This is a genomic window from Mesorhizobium sp. M7A.F.Ca.MR.245.00.0.0 (assembly GCF_003997415.1).
In the GTDB taxonomy this organism is placed as follows: Bacteria; Pseudomonadota; Alphaproteobacteria; order Rhizobiales; family Rhizobiaceae; genus Mesorhizobium.
Genome location: NZ_RZTE01000006.1, coordinates 12,071 through 31,260 on the forward strand (window position 1 = coordinate 12,071; position 19,190 = coordinate 31,260).

Genomic DNA, 19,190 nt, shown 5'->3' on the forward strand with positions numbered 1-19,190 from the left:
GATCACAAGCGCGCTGGGGCTCTGAACTCCAGCTTCAGGGTTCAGTTCGCACCTGCGCCGCCGCTGTCGTCTCCGCTGTCATCGGCGCCGTCACCATCATCCATGCTGTCGTCCACGGCCGGATCGGCGGGCTTCAGCATGACGCCATTGACGGTGACCGAGCCATCGGCCTTGGCATTGACGATCCATTCCAGCCGGCCATCGGGCAGCGTCTTGCCAAAGCCCTTCGCCATGAGAGCGACTGGCACGTATTGGCCAACCTCCGGTTCCGACTTTGCCGCTTCCTGCAGGCCTTCGACAAGCTTGTCGAAGCCGGCGACATCGACGGTTACGCTTCCTTCGGGCTTTTCGCCTGGGAATGTCATCTCGCCTTCCAGCGCGATCTCCGTGTCCTTGTTCTTCACGGTGCTGTGGCCAAGCACGACCTTCGGCATCTTGGCCAAGAAGTCGACTTTAAGCTGCTCGCCGAATTCGGCCGACAGAGGGGGATTCTTATTGAGATCAAAGGCTTCGATCGCCTTCTTCGCCATGCTGTCGAGATCGATATTGGCGCCGCCAAAGTTCAAATCGACATCGGTGGGCAACAACCCCACGCTCCAGCTCGGCAGAAGCTGGGTCGGCACGGTCAGCCCCGATGCCTTGATGCCGTACGTGATCGTGCCGTTCTGGGCGACGCCATCGGTGCCGAACACGGTGCTGAGCTGGGTGGCGCCGAAATTGCCGACCGGGCTTTCCACCGCAAAATCCTTGAAACCGTAGGTCCCGTCGATACGCTGCCAAAGCGGCAAGGCGGCGAGCAGAAGCGATTTGAGCTGCGCCTGGTTGGCCTTCAGCGTCGCCTCGTCCTCGTTGGCCACCGCAAAGGCCAGGAGATCGAGCAATGGCTTGGTCCGCACGCCCTTGCCGCTGGCTTCGACCGACAGTTCAGGCGACCTGACGGTGACCGGGAATTTCAGCCCGCTCTCGGGGTCATCGAAATTGATCGCTTCGACAAAACTCGACACCTTTTGCGAGGTTGTGAAATCGACGCCCCCGGTCGCCGACTTGGTCGCGGCAACGGTCGCGACGCCGGCGCCCGTGCTGGCTTCCATGCGCTGCTTGGCATCCTTCGATGCCATCGTCATGCCGGCCATCGAGCTGGTGCCGCTGGTAAAGGCCGCCAGATTTGGATCGTAGACGCCCGAACCCTTGCCGTCCTTGATCGAAAACTGAGTGCTTTGCAGCCCCTCGGGTCCATTGAACTCGAAGGAGGCGGTTTGGGAGAAATCCATGGAGACATCCCAGGACCCGTCGCTGCGCGGCTTGACCATCAGGGCATAGGGCGCGAAGTCGAACTTCAGCAGTTTCTGGTCCGGAAACGATGCCGCAAGTGCCTTGAAATCGAACAGGATCCTGTAGGCGCCACCTTCAAGCGAAACCTTCAAAATGCCTTTGTCGATGGCCTGCTTGCCGACATAGCGGGACAAGTCGTCGGATAATTGCTTCGCACCCTGACTGTCGACGGTCTGACCGAACGCAGGCGCGCTCAACGCAAGGAGGAAAACGAATGGCAGGGCACGGTTCACGCGAATTCTCCGTTTGACCTAATGCATGTCGCCCAAAGTGGGTCCTGGTTTGGGAGAACGACATGCATAAACAAAACCCCAAAGCGCATGCGCTTTAGAAGGGACGTCCGTCTGGTATGAAATTACTGCTGCAACCGCAAGGTGAGATCAACAAGCCACGAGCGGACCTCATCAAAGCACCAGCCGCATCAGCGGGCGGCCGGCCTTGCGTTCCACCAGCCGCTCGAAACCCGCCTTCTCGAAGATCCGCGACGAGCCGACGAACAGGCCGATCGAGCGCGAATCGCGAGACAGGTCCATCGGGCACGCCTCGAGCAGCCGGGCTCCATTCTGGCGGGCGAAATCGATGCCGCCTTCGACGAGGCGATGCGTGATGCCCCTGCCGCGCGCCTTGGCGCGGATGAAGAAGCAGGAGATCGCCCAGACGCCCGGATCCGCGGCGTCGGCAGGATCGACCGGTGCCGAGCCCCTGCCCTGATTGTTCCATTCGGGCACGTCGGCGCGCGGTCCGATCTGCATCCAGCCGACCGCCTGACCGTCCTCGAATGCCAGCAGTCCGGGCGGCGGGCCGGCCTCGATACGCGCCTTGATGTGGTCCTTGTTGCGTTCCCGGCTGCTCTCGCGCCGCACCGCCGGCGCCAGCCGGAAATGCGTGCACCAACAGCCGTAGCAGGCGCCTTGCTTGCCGAAGAGGTCCTCGAATTCAGCCCAAAGCTCGGGTGCAAGTGGCGCTATGGTCGTGCTCATGCGTTCTCCCCAGGCCAGCCTTGTCGCTGGCCTTGCACTGTCGTACCATTGCATCTGTTCTCTTTATGTTCGCAGCGATGGCGGCCCCTGTCAACAATCCCGATCACGGTTTTTGCCGCGACTGCCTGACGTTTCAGCGCAGCCAGGCGCGCCGCTGCGAGCGCTGCGGCAGCCCGCGGCTTGCGCGCCATCCAGAGCTTTACCGGCTGCATCTGGCCCATATCGATTGCGACGCCTTCTATGCGGCGATCGAAAAGCGCGACAATCCGGCGCTCAAGGACAAGCCGCTGATCATCGGCGGCGGCAAGCGCGGCGTGGTCTCCACCGCATGCTATATCGCCCGCATCCAAGGCGTGCGCTCGGCCATGCCGATGTTCAAGGCGCTCGAAGCCTGCCCGGAGGCGGTGGTCATCAGCCCCAACATGGAAAAATACGTGCGCGTCGGCCGCGAAGTGCGCGCCATGATGCAAGCGCTGACACCGCTGGTCGAGCCGCTGTCGATCGACGAGGCGTTTCTCGACCTCGCCGGCACCGAACGGCTGCACGGCCTGCCGCCCGCTGTGGTGCTGGCGCGCTTCGCGCAGGCCGTCGAGAAGGAGATCGGCATCACCGTTTCGGCCGGCCTGTCCTATTGCAAGTTCCTCGCCAAGATTGCGTCTGACTTTCGCAAGCCGCGCGGTTTCTCGGTCATCGGCGAGGCCGAGGCAGTCGGCTTCCTCTCGGCGCAGCCGGTGACCATGATCTGGGGTGTCGGAAAGGCATTCAACGCCACGCTGGAGCGTGACGGCATCCGCACTATCGGCCAGTTGCAGCAGATGGATCGCGGCGACCTGATGCGCCGCTACGGCACGATGGGCGACCGGCTCTACCACCTTTCGCGCGGCGAGGACGTCCGCCGCGTCGATCCCGACCAGGATGCCAAGAGCGTATCGGCCGAAACCACCTTCGACACCGACATCGCGTCGCTGGAGGAACTGGTCGCGGTTCTCAGGGGCCTTTCGGAAAAGGTCTCGGCACGGCTGAAAAAGTCAGGCATTGCCGGGCGCACCGTGGTGCTGAAGCTGAAGACCCAGGATTTCAAGCTGCGCACGCGCAATCGCCAGCTCGGCGATCCGACCCGGCTCGCCGACCGCATCTTTCAGACCGGGGTGGAGCTTCTGCGCAAGGAAACCGACGGCACGAAGTATCGGCTGCTTGGCATCGGCGTCAGCGACCTCTCGGACGACGACAAAGCCGACCCGCCCGATCTGGTCGACATCCAATCGCGCAAGCGTGCCATGGCCGAAGGCGCCATCGACGCCCTGCGCGACAAGTTCGGCCGCAAGGCGGTGGAAACCGGCTACACATTCGGCAAGGGCCGCGACACCCATCCGCCGGAGCCGCTCGAGGATTAGGTGCGCTGCAGATCAATCCTGCTCGTCACCACGCTCTTGCCGGTTTTCGGGTCGGTGTCGATGACGGTCAGCCGCATGCCGTTCTCGCCGCGTTTCTCGACCTTCATCTGCGCCCTTCGGTCGCCATTGACCTCCTTGGCCCAGCGAATGCCCAGGTTGATCGCGTTGCCCGAACGGCTGCCGTTAAGCTGCGCCGGTCCCGTGCGAGAGCCGACATAGGTGCCGCTGTATTTGGCACCGCTGGCCTTCAGGTCCGCGCTGATGGCGCGCGCGACCACGACAAGTCCCCGGCAATTGCCGTCGAGCGACAGGGAGGTCGATGTCGCGTTCGAGCTGAACGTGCAGGACACGTTCACGGTCGGCGCATCGGTGGTGACCTTGACGATACCCTTGCCGGCGAAATTGCCCTTGAACGCCTGGAGAAATTGGGCCTCGTCGGCATGTGCCGCACCTGCCGCAACCAATAAGCCGCCGGCAAGCGCGAATTGCGCGAAGGATCTCATTGAAGCTCTCCTTGTCGATCTTGAAAAAGGCGGGACGGTCCGCGAGCACGGCTGACCACCGGAACTCAACGCCACTTGCCGTTTCAGGTTCCGCCCGCCACACGACTGTTTTACAACATCCAGCCAGTCGCGACTGGCCCAGAAGAATGCCTTGTGTAGCGATTGCGGCAGAAGCCCGCGCCTGCGACATAGCGCGAATGGCACCCACCCCCTCGATCCCCAAGGCCGCGTTCTGGATGGCACTGTCGATCGCTTCCTTCCTTGGGATGACGGTCGCCGGCCGAGCCACGACAGCGGAGCTCAACGTCTTCCAGGTGCTTGAGTTGCGCTCTGTGATCGGCTTCTTCATTCTTCTGCCGCTGGTGATGATGAGTGGCGGTTTTCGAGCCATGCGCACGCAGCGCCCCATTGCCCATATCGCCCGCAACGTCATCCATTACACGGGCCAGGCGGCCTGGCTCTACGCCCTCACTTTGATCCCGCTGGCGGTGCTGATCTCGATCGAATTTACCACGCCGATCTGGACAGCTATCCTGGCGGTGATTTTTCTGGGCGAAAGGCTGAACCGGCCCAAGCTGGCAGCGATCGGGCTGGGGCTGATCGGCGTGGTGATCATCGTGCGCCCCGGTGTCGGCTCGGTCGACCCTGGACATCTCGTCGTGCTGGGTGCCGCGGCCTGCTTCGGCATCTCGGTGGTCACGATCAAATCGCTGACCCGGACGGACAGCGTCGTGCGCATCATCTGCTGGATGCTGATTATCCAGTCGATGGTCGGTCTCATCCCGGCGCTCTATACGTGGCGCAATCCGCCACTGGAGCTATGGCCGTGGATCGTGCTGATCGCTTTCACCGGCATGTCGTCGCATTTCTGCATGGCCCGCGCGCCTGGCTATGCCGATGCGACCATCGTCTCGCCGATGGATTTTCTGCGCGTGCCGCTATCGGCGCTGATTGGCTGGCTGCTCTATAGCGAGCAGATCGATGCCTTCACCGCCGGCGGCGCGCTGCTGATCCTGATGGGCAATCTGCTCAATCTTCAGCGCAGGGCTATAAAGCCGGCCGAAGTGGCGGCGTCGTAGTACGCCGGCCGTCAGTTCCCTTCGTCGGGTATGTTGAGAAGATGACCGCAGGCTTTGCAATGCAGGGCGTCCGGCTCGTGCCGCCGCAAGCCGCACTGCGGACAGGGAAACAAAACCTTGGCTGGCCGGAAGATCGCCTGAGCCAGTCTGACAAACAGCGATATGCCGATGATCATGGTGACGATTGCGGTCAGCTTGCCGGCTATGCCCGGCAGCACGATGTCGCCGAAGCCGGTCGTCGTCACCGTGGCGACGGTGAAATAAAGCGCGTCGACATAGTTTTCCAGACCGGCGCCAGTGCGGAAGAAGAACGTGTAGACGAAGCCGGTGATGACGAACAGGAAGGTCAAAAGGTTGATGACCGCGTGGCTGGCCTCGCGCCACGGCCTCAGGCCGCGCATCTCCAGATGCCGCCAGAGCGAACCGCTGCGCGACAGCGACCACAGCCGCAGGATGCGCAGGAAGGCGAGATTGGCAAACGCCGTCGGCATCAGCAGCGTCAAAAGGATGAAGACATCGACCCACGACGTCGGCTGCTTCATCAGCCGCAGCATGTTTTTGGAGGCAAGCAGCCGGGCGACCAGATCCGCGGCGACAAGCGCGGCCGCCGAATAGTCGAGCCAGAGGAAGGACGGCTTGTCCTGAAGAACCGGCGTCGCGATGAAGAAGGCGATGATGGCGAGGTCGATGACGACGGCCACCAGTTGGAACCGGAAAGCGGCCGGCGTGCGCCCATGATAGAGCCTGCGCAGCCTGTCACGCAGCCGCGCCAAGGCTGAAACCGCCTGCGACCCGTTCCTCTGCGCCGGCTTCATACTGACTGCGCTGGCGTTCGCGGCAGCGACCGCCCGGCTGACCGCCGCGCGCGAGAAAGAGCGGGGGTCACACCAGCTCCACTTCGACCACACCCGGCACCGCGCGCATCGCCGAAGCGATCTGCGGCGAAATCCGGTAGCGGTTCGGCAGCTCGATCTCGATTTCGCCCTCGCCTTCGTCCTTGATCAGCACGAAGCTGACCTGGCCTTCGCCCCTGACGGTCAGTTGGCCGGCCAGCGTGTTGATCGGCGAGGCGTTGCGCACGAAGATGCGAAGTGCCTTCTGGATACGGCTTGCCTCGTCCTCCAGCGACTGCACCGAGTTGATGCGCAGATTGACGCCTTCCGGCCTGTCCTCGGCGGCAACGGTGATGACCACGGAGCGGCCGGCCTCGAGCAGATCGCGATATTGCGCCAGTCCTTCGGAAAACAGCACGGCTTCGTACTGGCCGGATGTGTCGGAAAAGGCGATAACGCCCATCTTGTTGCCGGTGCGCGTCTTGCGCTCCTGCTTGGACGTCACCGTGCCAGCCAGACGGCCGGCGGCGGCACCGCGTTTGACGGCCGCCGAAAACTCGGCCCACGTCTGAACCCGCATCTTCTGCAGGGCTGCCTTGTACTCGTCGAGCGGGTGCGCCGAGAGATAGAAGCCGACCACCTGGAATTCACGGTGCAGCCGGTCGGCGGCGAGCCATGGCTCCGTCGCCGGCAGATTGAGTGCCTGCGACTGGGCGCCGAGCGAAGCGCCGAAGATGTCGTGCTGGCCGGAAACCGCGTTCTGCTGCGCCAGCGACGCCAGTCCCATCATGCGTTCCACGCCCGCCATCATCGATGCGCGGTCGTGGCCGAAGCAATCGAGCGCGCCGGCCATGATCAGGCTTTCGAAGACGCGCTTGCCGACGATCTTGGGATCGACCCGCTCGCAGAAATCAGCGAGGTTTTTGAACGGCTTTTCGCCACGCTGGGCAACGATGTGCTCGACCGCCGCATCGCCGACGCCCTTGAGCGCTGCCAGCGAATAGTAGATGCGGTTCTCACCGACCTCGAAGGGGCGAAAGCTCGATGTCACCGAAGGTGCCAGAACCTCGATGCCAAGGCGCAGCGCGTCCTGGCGGAAATCGGCCAGCTTGTCGGTGTTGCCCATGTCGAGCGTCATCGACGCCGCCAGGAACTCGACCGGATAATGCGCCTTGAGATAGGCGGTCTGGTACGAAACCACCGCATAGGCGGCGGCGTGCGATTTGTTGAAACCATAGTCGGCGAACTTGGCCAGCAGGTCGAAAATGAAGTCGGCTTGCGGCTTGCCGACGCCACGCTCGACCGCGCCGGAGACGAAGCGCTCGCGCTGCTTGTCCATCTCGGCGCGAATCTTCTTGCCCATGGCGCGGCGCAGCAGATCGGCTTCGCCGAGCGAGTAGCCGGACAGCTCCTGCGCGATCTGCATCACCTGTTCCTGGTAGACGATGACGCCTTGCGTCTCCTTCACCAGATGGTCGATCTTGGGATGGATCGACGCCATCTCCTCCTCGCCATGCTTTCTGGCGTTGTAGGTCGGAATGTTCTCCATCGGACCGGGGCGGTAGAGCGCAACCAGCGCGATGATGTCCTCGATGCAGTCGGGCCGCATGCCGATCAGCGCCTTGCGCATGCCGGCGCTTTCCACCTGGAACACGCCGACCACTTCGCCGCGCGACAGCATGGCGTAGGTCTCGGGATCGTCGAGCGGGATCGTTGCCAGGTCGATCTCGATGCCGCGCCGGCGGATCAGCTTGACCGCCGTCTCCAGCACGGTCAGCGTCTTCAGGCCGAGGAAGTCGAACTTCACCAGCCCGGCCTGCTCAACATATTTCATGTTGAACTGGGTGACGGGCATGTCCGAGCGCGGATCGCGGTACATCGGCACCAGTTCCGACAACGGCCGGTCGCCGATGACGATGCCGGCGGCATGGGTCGAGGCGTGGCGGTAAAGGCCCTCCAGCTTCTGCGCCATGTCGAGCAGCGTCTGGACGATCGGCTCCCTCTCGGCCTCTTCGGCAAAGCGCGGCTCGTTGGCGATGGCGTCGGCGAGCTTGACCGGGTTGGCCGGATTCTGCGGCACCATCTTGGAGAGCTTGTCGACCTGGCCATAGGGCATTTGCAGGACGCGGCCGACGTCGCGCAGCACGGCGCGCGCCTGCAGCGTACCGAAGGTGATGATCTGGCCGACCTGGTCGCGGCCGTATTTCTGCTGGACGTAGCGGATGACCTCCTCGCGCCGATCCTGGCAGAAGTCGATGTCGAAGTCGGGCATCGAGACGCGGTCGGGATTGAGGAAGCGCTCGAACAGAAGCGAGAAGCGCAACGGGTCGATGTCGGTGATGGTCGTCGAATAGGCGACCAGCGAGCCTGCGCCCGAACCGCGGCCCGGCCCGACCGGAATGCCCTGCGCCTTGGCCCATTTGATGAAGTCGGCAACGATCAGGAAGTAGCCCGGAAACTTCATCTTGGTGATGATGCCAAGCTCGAAGTTCAACCGCTCGCGGTATTGCTCGACCGTATAGCCGGCGGTTGGGCCATGCATGGCGAGGCGCGCGTCGAGCCCCTCATGCGCCTGGCGGGCCAGTTCGTCGGCTTCCGCCTGCACTGCGGCGTCATTGTCGGCGACATCGCCGCCGGTGAAGCGCGGCAGGATCGGATTGCGGTTTTTGGGATAATAGGAGCAGCGCAGCGCGATCTCGACAGTGTTGTCGATTGCTTCCGGCAGATCGGCAAAGAGCCTGGCCATATCGGCCTGGCTGCGCAGGAAATTGTCCGGCGACAGCCGGCGACGATTATCGGCGGCGACGACCGATCCTTCGGCGATGGCGATCAGCGCGTCATGTGCGTCATAGTCGTCACGAGAGGAAAAGAACGCCTCGTTGGTGGCGACCAGGGGCAGTTCATGGGCGTAGGCCAGATCGATCGAGGATTTCTCGATCACGCGATCATAACCGGAAACCCGGTCCAACTCGACATAGAGCCGGTCGCCGAACATTGCCTTGAGGGTTAAAAGCCGGGCTTCGGCCAGATCGCGGCGATCTTCCTTGAGCGCGGTGCCGATCGGTCCGCGCGGCCCACCGCTGAGGCAGATCAATCCGTCACAATAGCCTTCCATCATTTCGGTGGTCAGGTGCACGGCTTCGCCTGGCGGCGTTTCGAGGTAGACGCGGCTGACCAACCTGACCAGGTTGGAATAGCCGGCTTCGGTCGCGGCGAGCAGGACGACCGGCCGCATATCCGGGCCCTGCCGCCTGCGGTCGCGCTGGCCATCGCTGTTTTCGCCGGAAAAGGCGAGCGCCGTCTGGCAGCCGATGATTGGCTGGATGCCGTCCTTCACCGCCTTCTGCGCGAATTCCAGTGCGCCGAACAGATTGTTGGTGTCGGTGACGGCGATGGCCGGGGCTTCGTCCTTTACCGCGTGAGCGACCACCTTGCCGATCTGCAAGGCGCCTTCCAGCAGCGAATAGGCCGAATGCACCCGCAAATGGACGAAGGGCCGCGCCGGGGCCTCCGGCCGCGCCGCAGCAATCGCTGCTTCGCGGTTCAGGGGATCGCGGGGAAGTCTTTCGTCGGCCATGGTGCTGTGTGAAGGTCCTTGAGTCGATGGGGATGTATTGTCCGGGACCGCGCGATGCCAGTCCAGCACAAACCACTGCTGATCACAGGCTGCCTGCCCGGCTAGCCCTAAGCAAACTCCATGATCACAGCGTCGACAGCCAGGCTGTCGCCCGGTTTGGCGTTGAGTTTGGAGACGACAAGGTCGCGTTCAGCACGCAGCACGTTTTCCATCTTCATCGCTTCGACCACCGCCAATGTCTCGCCGGCCTTAACCTCCTGGCCTTCGGCAACGGCAATCGACACGACAAGGCCAGGCATCGGGCAAAGCAGCAGGTTCGACGTGTCCGGCGCTACCTTTTCGGGCATCAGCCTTTCCAGCTCGGCGGTGCGCGGCAGCATGGCGCGCGCGATCACCGACATGCCTTTCCAGGCTATGCGAAAGCCGTTGGCAACCGGCCTGACCTGAGCCGTTACCTTGCGCTTGCCGACCGTGCCGCGCCAGATCAGGTCGCCCGGCCGCCAGTCTGATGCAACGGTCAACGCCCTGCCGCCCTCGATAATCGAGGCCGACAGATAGTCATCGCCGATCTTCACCACCCAGTCGCGCTTCAGCGCCCCCGAATGCGGCGCCAGGCGCCCGCCCAGCCGGTCAAGCCGATCACGCCGCAGCAGTTCCACCGCGGTCGCGATCGAGGCCAGCACGGCCTTCTCGTCATCGTTCGGCACGACCGGCGTGAAGCCGTCGGGATATTCCTCCGATATGAAAGCGGTCGATATCCGCCCTTCCCGCCAACGCGGATGCTGCATCAAGGCAGCCAGGAACGGAATGTTGTGCTCGATACCGTCGACGACGAAGCTGTCGAGCGCTTCCGACATGGCATCGATGGCCTCCAGACGCGTCGGAGCCCAGGTGCACAGCTTGGCGAGCATCGGATCGTAGAACATCGAGATTTCGGAGCCCTCGGTGACGCCGGTGTCGTTGCGGATGATGACATCGCCGAATTGTCCTTCCTCAGGCGGCTGGTAGCGTGTCAGCCGGCCGATCGACGGCAAGAAGTTGCGGTAGGGGTCTTCGGCATAGAGCCGGCTTTCCACTGCCCAGCCGTTCAGTTTGACATCGCTTTGTTTGATGGCAAGCTTTTCGCCGGCGGCGACGCGGATCATCTGCTCGACCAGATCGATGCCTGTGACGAGCTCCGTCACCGGATGCTCGACCTGCAATCGTGTATTCATTTCAAGGAAATAGAAGTTCTTGTCCTTGTCGACGATGAATTCGACCGTGCCGGCGCTCTGGTAGTCGACGGCCTTGGCCAGCGCCACCGACTGCTCACCCATAGCCTTGCGCGTCTCGGCATCCAGGAACGGCGACGGCGCCTCTTCGGCGACCTTCTGGTTGCGTCGCTGGATCGAGCATTCGCGCTCGCCGAGATAGAGCGCGTTGCCATGCGCGTCGGCCAGCACCTGGATTTCGATATGGCGCGGATCGACGACGAATTTCTCAATGAAGACACGATCGTCGCCGAACGAACTCTTGGCTTCCGAGCGCGCGCGGTCGAAGCCGTCGCGCACTTCGGCCTCGCTCCAGGCGATGCGCATGCCCTTGCCGCCACCGCCGGCCGAAGCCTTGATCATCACGGGGTAGCCGATTTCGCCGGCGATCTTTTCGGCATGGTCGGCATTCTCGATGACGCCGAGCCAGCCGGGCACGGTGGAAACTTTGGCGGCGTTGGCGAACTTCTTCGATTCGATCTTGTCGCCCATCGCTTTGATGGCCTTGGGCTTCGGGCCGATGAAAATGATGCCTTCCACTTCCAGCGCTTCGCAGAAGGCCGCCCGCTCGGACAGGAATCCGTAGCCGGGGTGCACGGCCTGGGCGCCCGTTTCCTTGCAGGCGGCGATGATCTTTTCCGGGACGAGATAGCTCAGCGCGGCTGGCGAAGGCCCGATATGCACCGCCTCGTCGGCCATCTCGACATGCACGGCATCGCGATCGGCATCGGAATAGACGGCAACCGTGGCGATGCCCATCTTGCGCGCCGTCTTGATGACGCGGCAGGCAATTTCGCCGCGATTGGCGATCAGGATCTTGGTGAACATGCGAAATGTCATCCCTCGGGTCGGCCGTTCCTTTTATGGCCTGTGCTTGCAGGGTCAAGCCGACCATGCAATTCACTGCCTTTCAATCGACTTGCGATTCCAATTCATCGCTGTGGCCCAGTCAGGGAGCCAGCTGCCAGTTGATCGTGTCGGCAAAACCTGAAACCTTGGAAAAAACTCGCATTGGAGGACGTCTGATGAAAACCCGCGCCGCTGTCGCTGTCGCCGCCGGAAAGCCGCTGGAGATCATGGAGGTCGATCTCGACGGCCCACGTGAGGGCGAGGTTCTGGTCGAGATCAAGGCGACAGGCATCTGCCACACCGACGAATTCACGCTGTCGGGCGCCGATCCGGAAGGTCTGTTTCCGGCCATCCTCGGCCATGAGGGCGCCGGCGTCGTCGTCGATATCGGCAAGGGCGTCACCTCGCTCAAGAAGGGCGATCACGTCATCCCGCTCTACACGCCCGAATGCCGCCAGTGCCATTCCTGCCTGTCGCGAAAAACCAATCTGTGCACGGCCATCCGCGCCACCCAGGGCCAGGGCCTGATGCCCGATGGTTCATCGCGCTTCTCGATCGGCAAGGACAAGATCTTTCACTATATGGGCTGCTCGACCTTCTCCAACTTCACCGTGCTGCCCGAGATCGCGCTGGCCAAGGTCAACCCCGACGCGCCCTTCGACAAGATCTGCTACATCGGCTGCGGCGTCACCACCGGCATCGGTGCTGTGATCAACACCGCCAAGGTCGAGATCGGCGCCACCGCCGTCGTCTTCGGCCTCGGCGGAATCGGCCTCAACGTGATCCAAGGCCTGAAACTTGCCGGCGCCGACATGATCATCGGCGTCGATTTGAACAACGACAAGAAGGAGTGGGGCGAGCGCTTCGGCATGACGCATTTCGTCAATCCGAAGGAGATCGACGGCGATGTCGTGCCCCACCTCGTCAACATGACCAAGCGTGGCGCCGACCAGATCGGCGGCGCCGACTACACATTCGACTGCACCGGCAGCACCAAGGTGATGCGCCAGGCGCTGGAAGCCTCGCATCGCGGCTGGGGCAAGTCGGTCGTCATCGGCGTCGCCGGTGCCGGCCAGGAGATCTCGACGCGGCCGTTCCAGCTGGTCACCGGCCGCACCTGGATGGGAACCGCCTTCGGTGGCGCGCGCGGCCGCACCGACGTGCCCAAGATCGTCGACTGGTACATGGACGGCAAGATCCAGATCGACCCGATGATCACTCACACGCTGAAGCTCGAGGACATCAACAAGGGTTTCGATCTCATGCATGAGGGCAAATCGATCAGAAGCGTCGTGGTTTACTGAGGAAGATACCAGGCCGCCGCCCAATCGGCCCGCGACCTCTGTGGTTCACAAGTGGGAGGAGAAAAGAAACATGAGCGAACTCCCCGCCATTCTCGTCGATGCAGACGCCTGCCCGGTCAAGGCCGAGGTCGAAAAAGTGGCCGACCGGCATGGCGTCGTTGTCACCTACGTCTCCAATGGCGGCCTGCGGCCATCGCGCGATCCGATGGTCCGCAATGTGGTGGTCTCCAAGGGCGCTGATGCCGCCGACGACTGGATCGTGGACAATGCACGCACCAACGACATTGTGATCACCGCCGACATTCCGCTGGCCGCCCGCGCGGTGGCACTCGGCGCCCATGTGCTTGGGCCAACGGGGCGCCCCTTCACGCCGGAAACGATCGGCATGGCGGTGGCGATGCGTGACCTGAAGCAGCATCTGCGCGAGACCGGCGAAAGCAAGGGCTACAATGCCAGCTTCGCGCCGCAAGACCGGTCGCGGTTTCTCGGCGAACTCGACCGCATCTTGCGGCGGGCGCTCAAATCCGCCCCACCAGACTAGAAACCGAGCGCCATCCAAGGTTGGAACCGACATGGCTGCCGAAACCCCGGTGAAGTCTCCCATTCAGCGCCACATGTTGTTCGCTGTGTCGGCCTGCGTTGGCGTTTTTGCGCTTCTCGTGGCGTTGCTGCTGCACGCCCCGCTCGCCTATTCGATCGGCGCCAACGCGTTCTTTGCCGCCTATGTCATTCTCGTCGTCGCCCAGATGCCGAAGTTCACCGGCAGGTATCTGAGCAGGAATGCGCGTGCCACGGACCAGCCGGTGCTGGTCATCTTCGCTGTGACGCTTGTCGTCGTCGGCGTTGCCGTTATCTCATTGTTCCTACTGATCAATCAGAAGGACAGAAGCCATCCCGTCGAGCTCACCTTCGCGCTGCTGTCGATCCCGCTCGGCTGGTTCACCATTCATGCCATGGCAGCGCTCCATTATGCTCATGTCTACTGGATGGACGGCGATGCTGTGGATGCCGAGACCAGGAAGAAAATCCCTGTCGGCGGACTGCTGTTCCCGGGTGACAAACGGCCGGAGGGCTGGGATTTCCTGTACTTCTCGACGGTGATCGGCATGACGGCACAGACCGCCGATACCAACATCTCGACCACGCATATGCGTCGTGTCGTGCTTGTCCATTCCATCCTGTCGTTTTTCTTCAACACGGTCATCGTCGCCGCCGCCGTCAATCTCGCCGTCAGCCTGGGCGGTCCGTAATAAATCCGTGATCGGATGAAACATCGGTTTGGATCGCGACGTATCAGGAGGACAATGAACGCGCAGGCCATGCCGCGAGGCCGGGAGACGAAAGACGATGGAATCCGTTGCCAGAAGCCAATCCGCCGCCGATCCAGGCGCTTCTGCGTCGAACGACAAAACGCTGATCTACCGGCAGTCGCGCTGGACGCGGCTGACGCATTGGCTCTGGGCCATCTCCTTGTTCTTCATGCTGCTGTCAGGCCTGCAGATCTTCAATGCCCGTCCGCAGCTCTATATCGGCAAAGAATCGGGCTTCGAATACAACAACACCATCTTCGCCATCGGCGCCGAGAATTCCGATGCGGGTCCGCGCGGCTACATGGAAATCTTCGGGCATCGCTTCGACACCACTGGCGTGCTCGGCTGGTCGGGTCCGGCCGGCCAGGAGACGTCCCGCGCCTTCCCGTCCTGGGCGACCATCCCATCCTACTATGATCTCGGCACCGCGCGCGTCATCCATTTCTTCTTTGCCTGGATACTGACCACGACGTTGATCGTCTGGTTTGTCGCCAGCACCGTGAACGGCCATCTGCGGCGCGATCTCGCGCCACGCCTCGACGATTTGAAACGATTGCCGCAAGACATCGTCGACCACGCCAAGCTCAAATTCCACCACACGCGCGAATACAACACGCTGCAGAAGATGGCCTATGGCGGGGTGCTGTTCGTGCTGTTGCCGCTGATGATCATCACCGGTCTGGCCATGTCGCCGAGCATGAATTCGGTGCTGCCGTTCCTCAACGATCTGCTCGGTGGCCGGCAGACGGCACGCACCATCCATTTCACCGTCATGGTGCTATTGGTCGCCTTCTTCGTCGTCCATATCCTGATGATCCTGGCCGCCGGCCCGATCAACGAACTGCGCTCGATCATCACCGGCTGGTATCGGACAGATCCTCCCGCACAGGACGATACAGCCGAGAGGAGTGCCTGACATGGCAAAATTCCAGATCAGCCGCCGCAAATTCCTGACCGGTGCCAGTCTTGGCGTCTCCGGCATCATGCTGTCGGGCTGCGACGCCTTCGACAGTCAGCTAGGTGTTGGCAGCGGCCTGCGCAGTTTCCTCGAAAACGCCAATGGCCTGACCTATCGCGCACAGCGGCTGCTTGCCGGAAGTGACGCGCTGGCCCCGGAATTCACCGAGGCCGACATCCGCCAGCCGCAGCGGCCGAATGGTGTCACCGCTCCCGATGACGATGTCTACAAGGGCTTGCTCGCCAACAACTTTGCCGACTGGCGACTGGAGGTTTCAGGCCTTGTCGAGAAGCCGCTATCGCTCAGCCGCGAGCAACTCCAGAATATGCCGAGCCGCACCCAGATCACCCGCCATGACTGCGTCGAAGGCTGGAGCTGCATCGCCAAATGGACCGGCACGCCGCTGTCGCTGGTGCTGGACCAGGCGATGGTCAAACCGCAGGCGCGTTACGTCATGTTCCATTGCCTCGACACGATCGACCGCAGCCTGTCGGGCGACATCAAATATTACGGCAGCATCGACCTGGTCGATGCCCGCCACCCACAGACGATCCTCGCCTATGGCCTGAACGGCAAGCCGCTGCCGGTCGAGAACGGCGCTCCGCTGCGGGTTCGCGTCGAGCGCCAACTCGGCTACAAGATGCCGAAATATCTCTACAAGATCGAGCTGGTCGACGGCTTCGCCACTGTCGGCGGCGGTCGCGGCGGCTATTGGGAAGACAATGGCTACGACTGGTACGGCGGGATCTGATCTGAACACCGCAATTCCGGCTCTGAAGATGCTAGCCTAGCGAGCGGCGAAACAGTTCGCCCTTTCCGGCAATCTGCTCGCCAATGCCGCCAAGCCGCAGCATATGCCAGGCAAGTGCATGGTTGCTCGAGGTTACCGGTTTCCCCAGTTCCTTCTCGACGTCCTCGATGATGCGGGCAACGCGCATGCTGGTGCAGGAAACGAACACCGCCTCACAGTCGCTCGACGCGCCGATCTCCAAAATGGCCTGCTTGACCGATGCCGGTGTGATGCGTGCAACGACATTGTCATCCGCCTCGTTGAAGGAGCCCATGACCGGAATATCCATCCCCCGCGCCATCAGCGATGCCCGCAAGGAATGATTGATTTTCGCCAAGTAAGGGGTGAGCAGCGCGATCCGCGAGACGCCCAGGGCCTTCAGCGCCGCCCTTGCCGCCGTCACCGGGTTGGTCACTTGCACCCCCGGCAGCACCTCGTGAACGCGTTCGGCGACCTTGTGCTCGCCGATAACCAGCGCTCCCGAGGTGCAGGCAAAACCGATCACATCGAACTTGACGTCCGGCAAGAGCCCGACGGTTCCCGGGATGACGGCCGACATCTTCATCAGGTTTTCCGGCGTGATCTCGACATCGCTGTAGAGCCGCGCCTCGTACAGCGCGATGTCGCGCGCGGGCAGCGCATAGCGGAATTCATCCTCGATGGTCTGGTCGGTCCGAAGGACGAGCAGGCCGAGATTGGCGCGGGTGCCGATGCCGTCGTCGGTCTTGAAGGGAATGTGTTCCTTGTCGACGACAAGCGCGGCGCGGCTAAGCGGGGCGTCCATGGCGCAGTCCCCTTCCTGATGACAATCAGAATTGTCGACAATAAAAACGACAACTTTGCCAAACGTGTCAAGAGCTCCGTTCCAATTTTGGGAACCGGGAATGCTCGCATTTCGCCCTGTCTGAACGATGAATCGATCGTCGGCTCACGCGCCCGTTGACAATGGCCAGCGTCTTCCGGTTGAATTGTCGACAATAGAAACGACAACCATTCGGGACAGCGATGCAAGTATTGATCTTGGGCGGCGGCGTTGTCGGGGTCACCACTGCCTATCAGTTGCAGAAGGACGGCCACACGGTCACCGTTCTCGAGCAGGCATCACAGGTGGCCGAAGGGGCAAGCTGGGCAAATGCCGGCATGATCGCGCCCGGCCATTCCTTCGTCTGGTCATCGCCGGCCGCGCCAAAAATCCTGCTGAAGTCGCTGTTCCAGAAAGACCAGGCGCTTCGTTTCAAGCTCTCCGCCGACCCGCATCTCTACAGCTGGTCGCTGCGCTTCCTCATGCAATGCACGGCCGCCAAAGCGCGTCGCAACACCCTTCTCAAACATCGGCTTGCGGTCCATTCCCAATCGGTCCTGCAGGCGGTCGTCAGGGAGGAAGCGATCCAGTACGACAGGACATCGGCCGGCATTCTTTACTTCCACCGCAACCGCCAGGCGCTCGACAAGGGCATCGCCAACATGCGCCTGCTGGAGGCCGACGGCCAGGAGATCCGCATCATAGACGCGCAGGAAATCGTTGACCGCGAGCCGGCGCTGGCTTCGTCGCGCGGCAACATTGCCGGCGGCATATTGTGTCCGACCGACGAAACCGGCGACGCCGCCAAGTTCACGCGCGCGCTGGCGGCCATCGTCGAAAATAGGGGTGGCAAGATCCTGACAGGGACCAGGATCGTGGGGATCGAACGCAGAAAGGAAACGATCACCCAGATCGTCACCGACAAGGGAGAGTTTCTGGCCGACACCTACGTTCTGTGTCTCGGCGCCGAGAGCCCCGTCCTCGCCCGCAAGATCGGCCTTGGTCTGCCGATCTATCCGGTCAAGGGATATTCCATGACCATTCCCATCGTCGATCAGGCGCTGGCTCCAAAACTCCCTGTCATCGATGAGCACAATCTCGTTGCCATCACGCCGATGGGCGATCGCATCCGCGTGACCGCCACCGCGGAATTCGCGGGCTATGATCGCAGCCACAAGCCTTCGGATTTCGCCTTCATGAAGCGCGTCACGCAGGACCTGTTCCCGCGCGGCATCGCCTATGATCGCGCCGAGATGCGGGCCTGCCTGAGGCCCATGACGCCCGACAACCTGCCGATCCTCGGCCGGCGCGACATCCGAAACCTGTGGCTGAACACCGGGCACGGCCATATCGGCTGGACCATGGCGCATGGATCGGCCCGTATCGTCGCCGATCTGATCGCCGGCCGGGCAGCGCCGATCGCCCTCGACGGCATCCTTCCCACACAGGCGCGGTTCGCCGAACCAAGCGCCGCAAAGGCTTGACGACGCCATGCTCCGACCCACCAGGCAAAGCAACCGGGACAACAGCGCAGCGCTGGCATCCAAGCCGATCAAGACCGGCCCGCGTGTCTATGAAGAAATCCGTCGCATGGCGATGGATTATCGCTTCAAGCCGAACGAGCGCATCAACGAAGTGGCGCTTGCCGCCAGGCTGAATGTCAGCCGCAGCCCGGTCCGGGAAGCGCTCCAGCGGCTGGTCACGGAGGAACTCATCACTTTCCAGACCAATCGCGGCTTCTTTTGCCGGGGCTTCGATGTCGACGAGATCGTCAATCTTTCCGACGTGCGAGCGGTGCTCGAGGAGCGCTCCGTCAGGCTGGCGGTCCAGCGCGCGACAGATGAGGAGCTTGCCGCGCTCGTCGACTGGTGGGCGCTCACCATGACGCGCGCCGACTCGTTTTCCAGCGCCGAACTGACCGCCAGGGACGAGGAATTTCACATCCGCATCGCCAGGCTGTCAGGCAATTCCGAACTGGCGCGCATGCTCGAAGGCATCAACACGCGCATCCATTTCGTTCGCAAGATCGAAGTGGAGAAGCACCGGCGATTGTCGACAACCTACACCGAACATAGCGAAATCGCCCGGGCCATGGTAGCCCGCGATGCCAACAGCGCCGCAAGGCTCATGCACGACCACATCGCCATCAGTGTCGCCGATGCCATGTCGACCGTCAGGGAAGGCTTGGCAAGGATATACATCGACGTCGACCAGATCTAATCGGGCAAA

The 19,190-nt window shown here is 62.4% G+C and carries 16 protein-coding genes; 9 read left to right on the top strand and 7 right to left on the bottom strand.

The genetic code is table 11. From position 1 onward, the window contains the following. Positions 1-41: 41 nt before the first annotated feature. Entirely contained in the window at positions 42-1,565 is a 1,524-nt protein-coding gene (locus tag EOB80_RS09290; protein WP_127327427.1) for a hypothetical protein, read from the bottom strand. A gap of 171 nt (positions 1,566-1,736) precedes the next feature. Further along, positions 1,737-2,312: a GNAT family N-acetyltransferase gene (locus EOB80_RS09295; protein WP_127327428.1), complete on the bottom strand. Its 576-nt coding sequence runs from the start codon at positions 2,310-2,312 to the stop codon at positions 1,737-1,739. A 65-nt stretch (positions 2,313-2,377) separates the two neighbouring features. On the opposite strand from EOB80_RS09295, the gene EOB80_RS09300 reads away from it, so the two are divergent. Beyond that, positions 2,378-3,706 carry a DNA polymerase IV gene (locus EOB80_RS09300; RefSeq protein WP_127327429.1) on the top strand — a complete coding sequence of 443 codons (1,329 nt, stop codon included), beginning with the start codon at positions 2,378-2,380 and terminating at the stop codon, positions 3,704-3,706. Here the strand turns inward: EOB80_RS09300 and EOB80_RS09305 are convergent. Continuing rightward, on the bottom strand, positions 3,703-4,209 hold the full coding sequence (locus tag EOB80_RS09305; RefSeq protein ID WP_127327430.1) for a hypothetical protein: 507 nt from the start codon (positions 4,207-4,209) through the stop codon (positions 3,703-3,705). The genes EOB80_RS09300 and EOB80_RS09305 overlap by 4 nt on opposite strands. A gap of 197 nt (positions 4,210-4,406) precedes the next feature. On the opposite strand from EOB80_RS09305, the gene EOB80_RS09310 reads away from it, so the two are divergent. Continuing rightward, positions 4,407-5,288, top strand: coding sequence for a DMT family transporter (locus EOB80_RS09310; protein ID WP_127327431.1), 882 nt, complete (start codon positions 4,407-4,409; stop codon positions 5,286-5,288). A gap of 11 nt (positions 5,289-5,299) precedes the next feature. Here the strand turns inward: EOB80_RS09310 and EOB80_RS09315 are convergent, their stop codons facing one another. The 3 genes from EOB80_RS09315 to EOB80_RS09325 form a co-directional block, all read right to left on the bottom strand. Then, on the bottom strand, positions 5,300-6,103 hold the full coding sequence (locus EOB80_RS09315; RefSeq protein WP_127327432.1) for a potassium channel family protein: 804 nt from the start codon (positions 6,101-6,103) through the stop codon (positions 5,300-5,302). 67 nt (positions 6,104-6,170) lie between these two features. Continuing rightward, complete coding sequence (gene dnaE, locus EOB80_RS09320) at positions 6,171-9,698, bottom strand: DNA polymerase III subunit alpha (protein ID WP_127327433.1); 3,528 nt, start codon at positions 9,696-9,698, stop codon at positions 6,171-6,173. A gap of 107 nt (positions 9,699-9,805) precedes the next feature. Next, positions 9,806-11,776 carry an acetyl/propionyl/methylcrotonyl-CoA carboxylase subunit alpha gene (locus EOB80_RS09325; RefSeq protein WP_127327434.1) on the bottom strand — a complete coding sequence of 657 codons (1,971 nt, stop codon included), beginning with the start codon at positions 11,774-11,776 and terminating at the stop codon, positions 9,806-9,808. Between the two features lie 197 nt (positions 11,777-11,973). On the opposite strand from EOB80_RS09325, the gene EOB80_RS09330 reads away from it, so the two are divergent. From EOB80_RS09330 to EOB80_RS09350, 5 genes are all read left to right on the top strand, one after another. Beyond that, on the top strand, positions 11,974-13,101 hold the full coding sequence (locus tag EOB80_RS09330) for an S-(hydroxymethyl)glutathione dehydrogenase/class III alcohol dehydrogenase (RefSeq protein ID WP_127270241.1): 1,128 nt from the start codon (positions 11,974-11,976) through the stop codon (positions 13,099-13,101). Positions 13,102-13,171: 70 nt separating this feature from the next. Next, on the top strand, positions 13,172-13,642 hold the full coding sequence (locus EOB80_RS09335) for a YaiI/YqxD family protein (RefSeq protein ID WP_127327435.1): 471 nt from the start codon (positions 13,172-13,174) through the stop codon (positions 13,640-13,642). 31 nt (positions 13,643-13,673) lie between these two features. Beyond that, the gene (locus tag EOB80_RS09340) at positions 13,674-14,351 is read left to right on the top strand and encodes a DUF1345 domain-containing protein (RefSeq protein WP_023810520.1); all 678 of its coding nucleotides are present in this window, start codon (positions 13,674-13,676) and stop codon (positions 14,349-14,351) included. A gap of 97 nt (positions 14,352-14,448) precedes the next feature. Beyond that, positions 14,449-15,327: a cytochrome b/b6 domain-containing protein gene (locus EOB80_RS09345; protein WP_127327436.1), complete on the top strand. Its 879-nt coding sequence runs from the start codon at positions 14,449-14,451 to the stop codon at positions 15,325-15,327. 1 nt (position 15,328) lies between these two features. Then, complete coding sequence (locus EOB80_RS09350) at positions 15,329-16,120, top strand: molybdopterin-binding protein (RefSeq protein ID WP_127327437.1); 792 nt, start codon at positions 15,329-15,331, stop codon at positions 16,118-16,120. 31 nt (positions 16,121-16,151) lie between these two features. On the opposite strand, the gene EOB80_RS09355 is transcribed toward EOB80_RS09350, so the two are convergent. After that, positions 16,152-16,943 (bottom strand): aspartate/glutamate racemase family protein, encoded by a 792-nt coding sequence (locus EOB80_RS09355; protein WP_127327438.1) that lies wholly within the window; start codon positions 16,941-16,943, stop codon positions 16,152-16,154. A 221-nt stretch (positions 16,944-17,164) separates the two neighbouring features. On the opposite strand from EOB80_RS09355, the gene EOB80_RS09360 reads away from it, so the two are divergent. After that, positions 17,165-18,445: a D-amino acid dehydrogenase gene (locus tag EOB80_RS09360; protein WP_127327439.1), complete on the top strand. Its 1,281-nt coding sequence runs from the start codon at positions 17,165-17,167 to the stop codon at positions 18,443-18,445. 7 nt (positions 18,446-18,452) lie between these two features. Beyond that, positions 18,453-19,181, top strand: coding sequence for a GntR family transcriptional regulator (locus EOB80_RS09365; protein WP_127327440.1), 729 nt, complete (start codon positions 18,453-18,455; stop codon positions 19,179-19,181). Positions 19,182-19,190 lie beyond the last annotated feature (9 nt).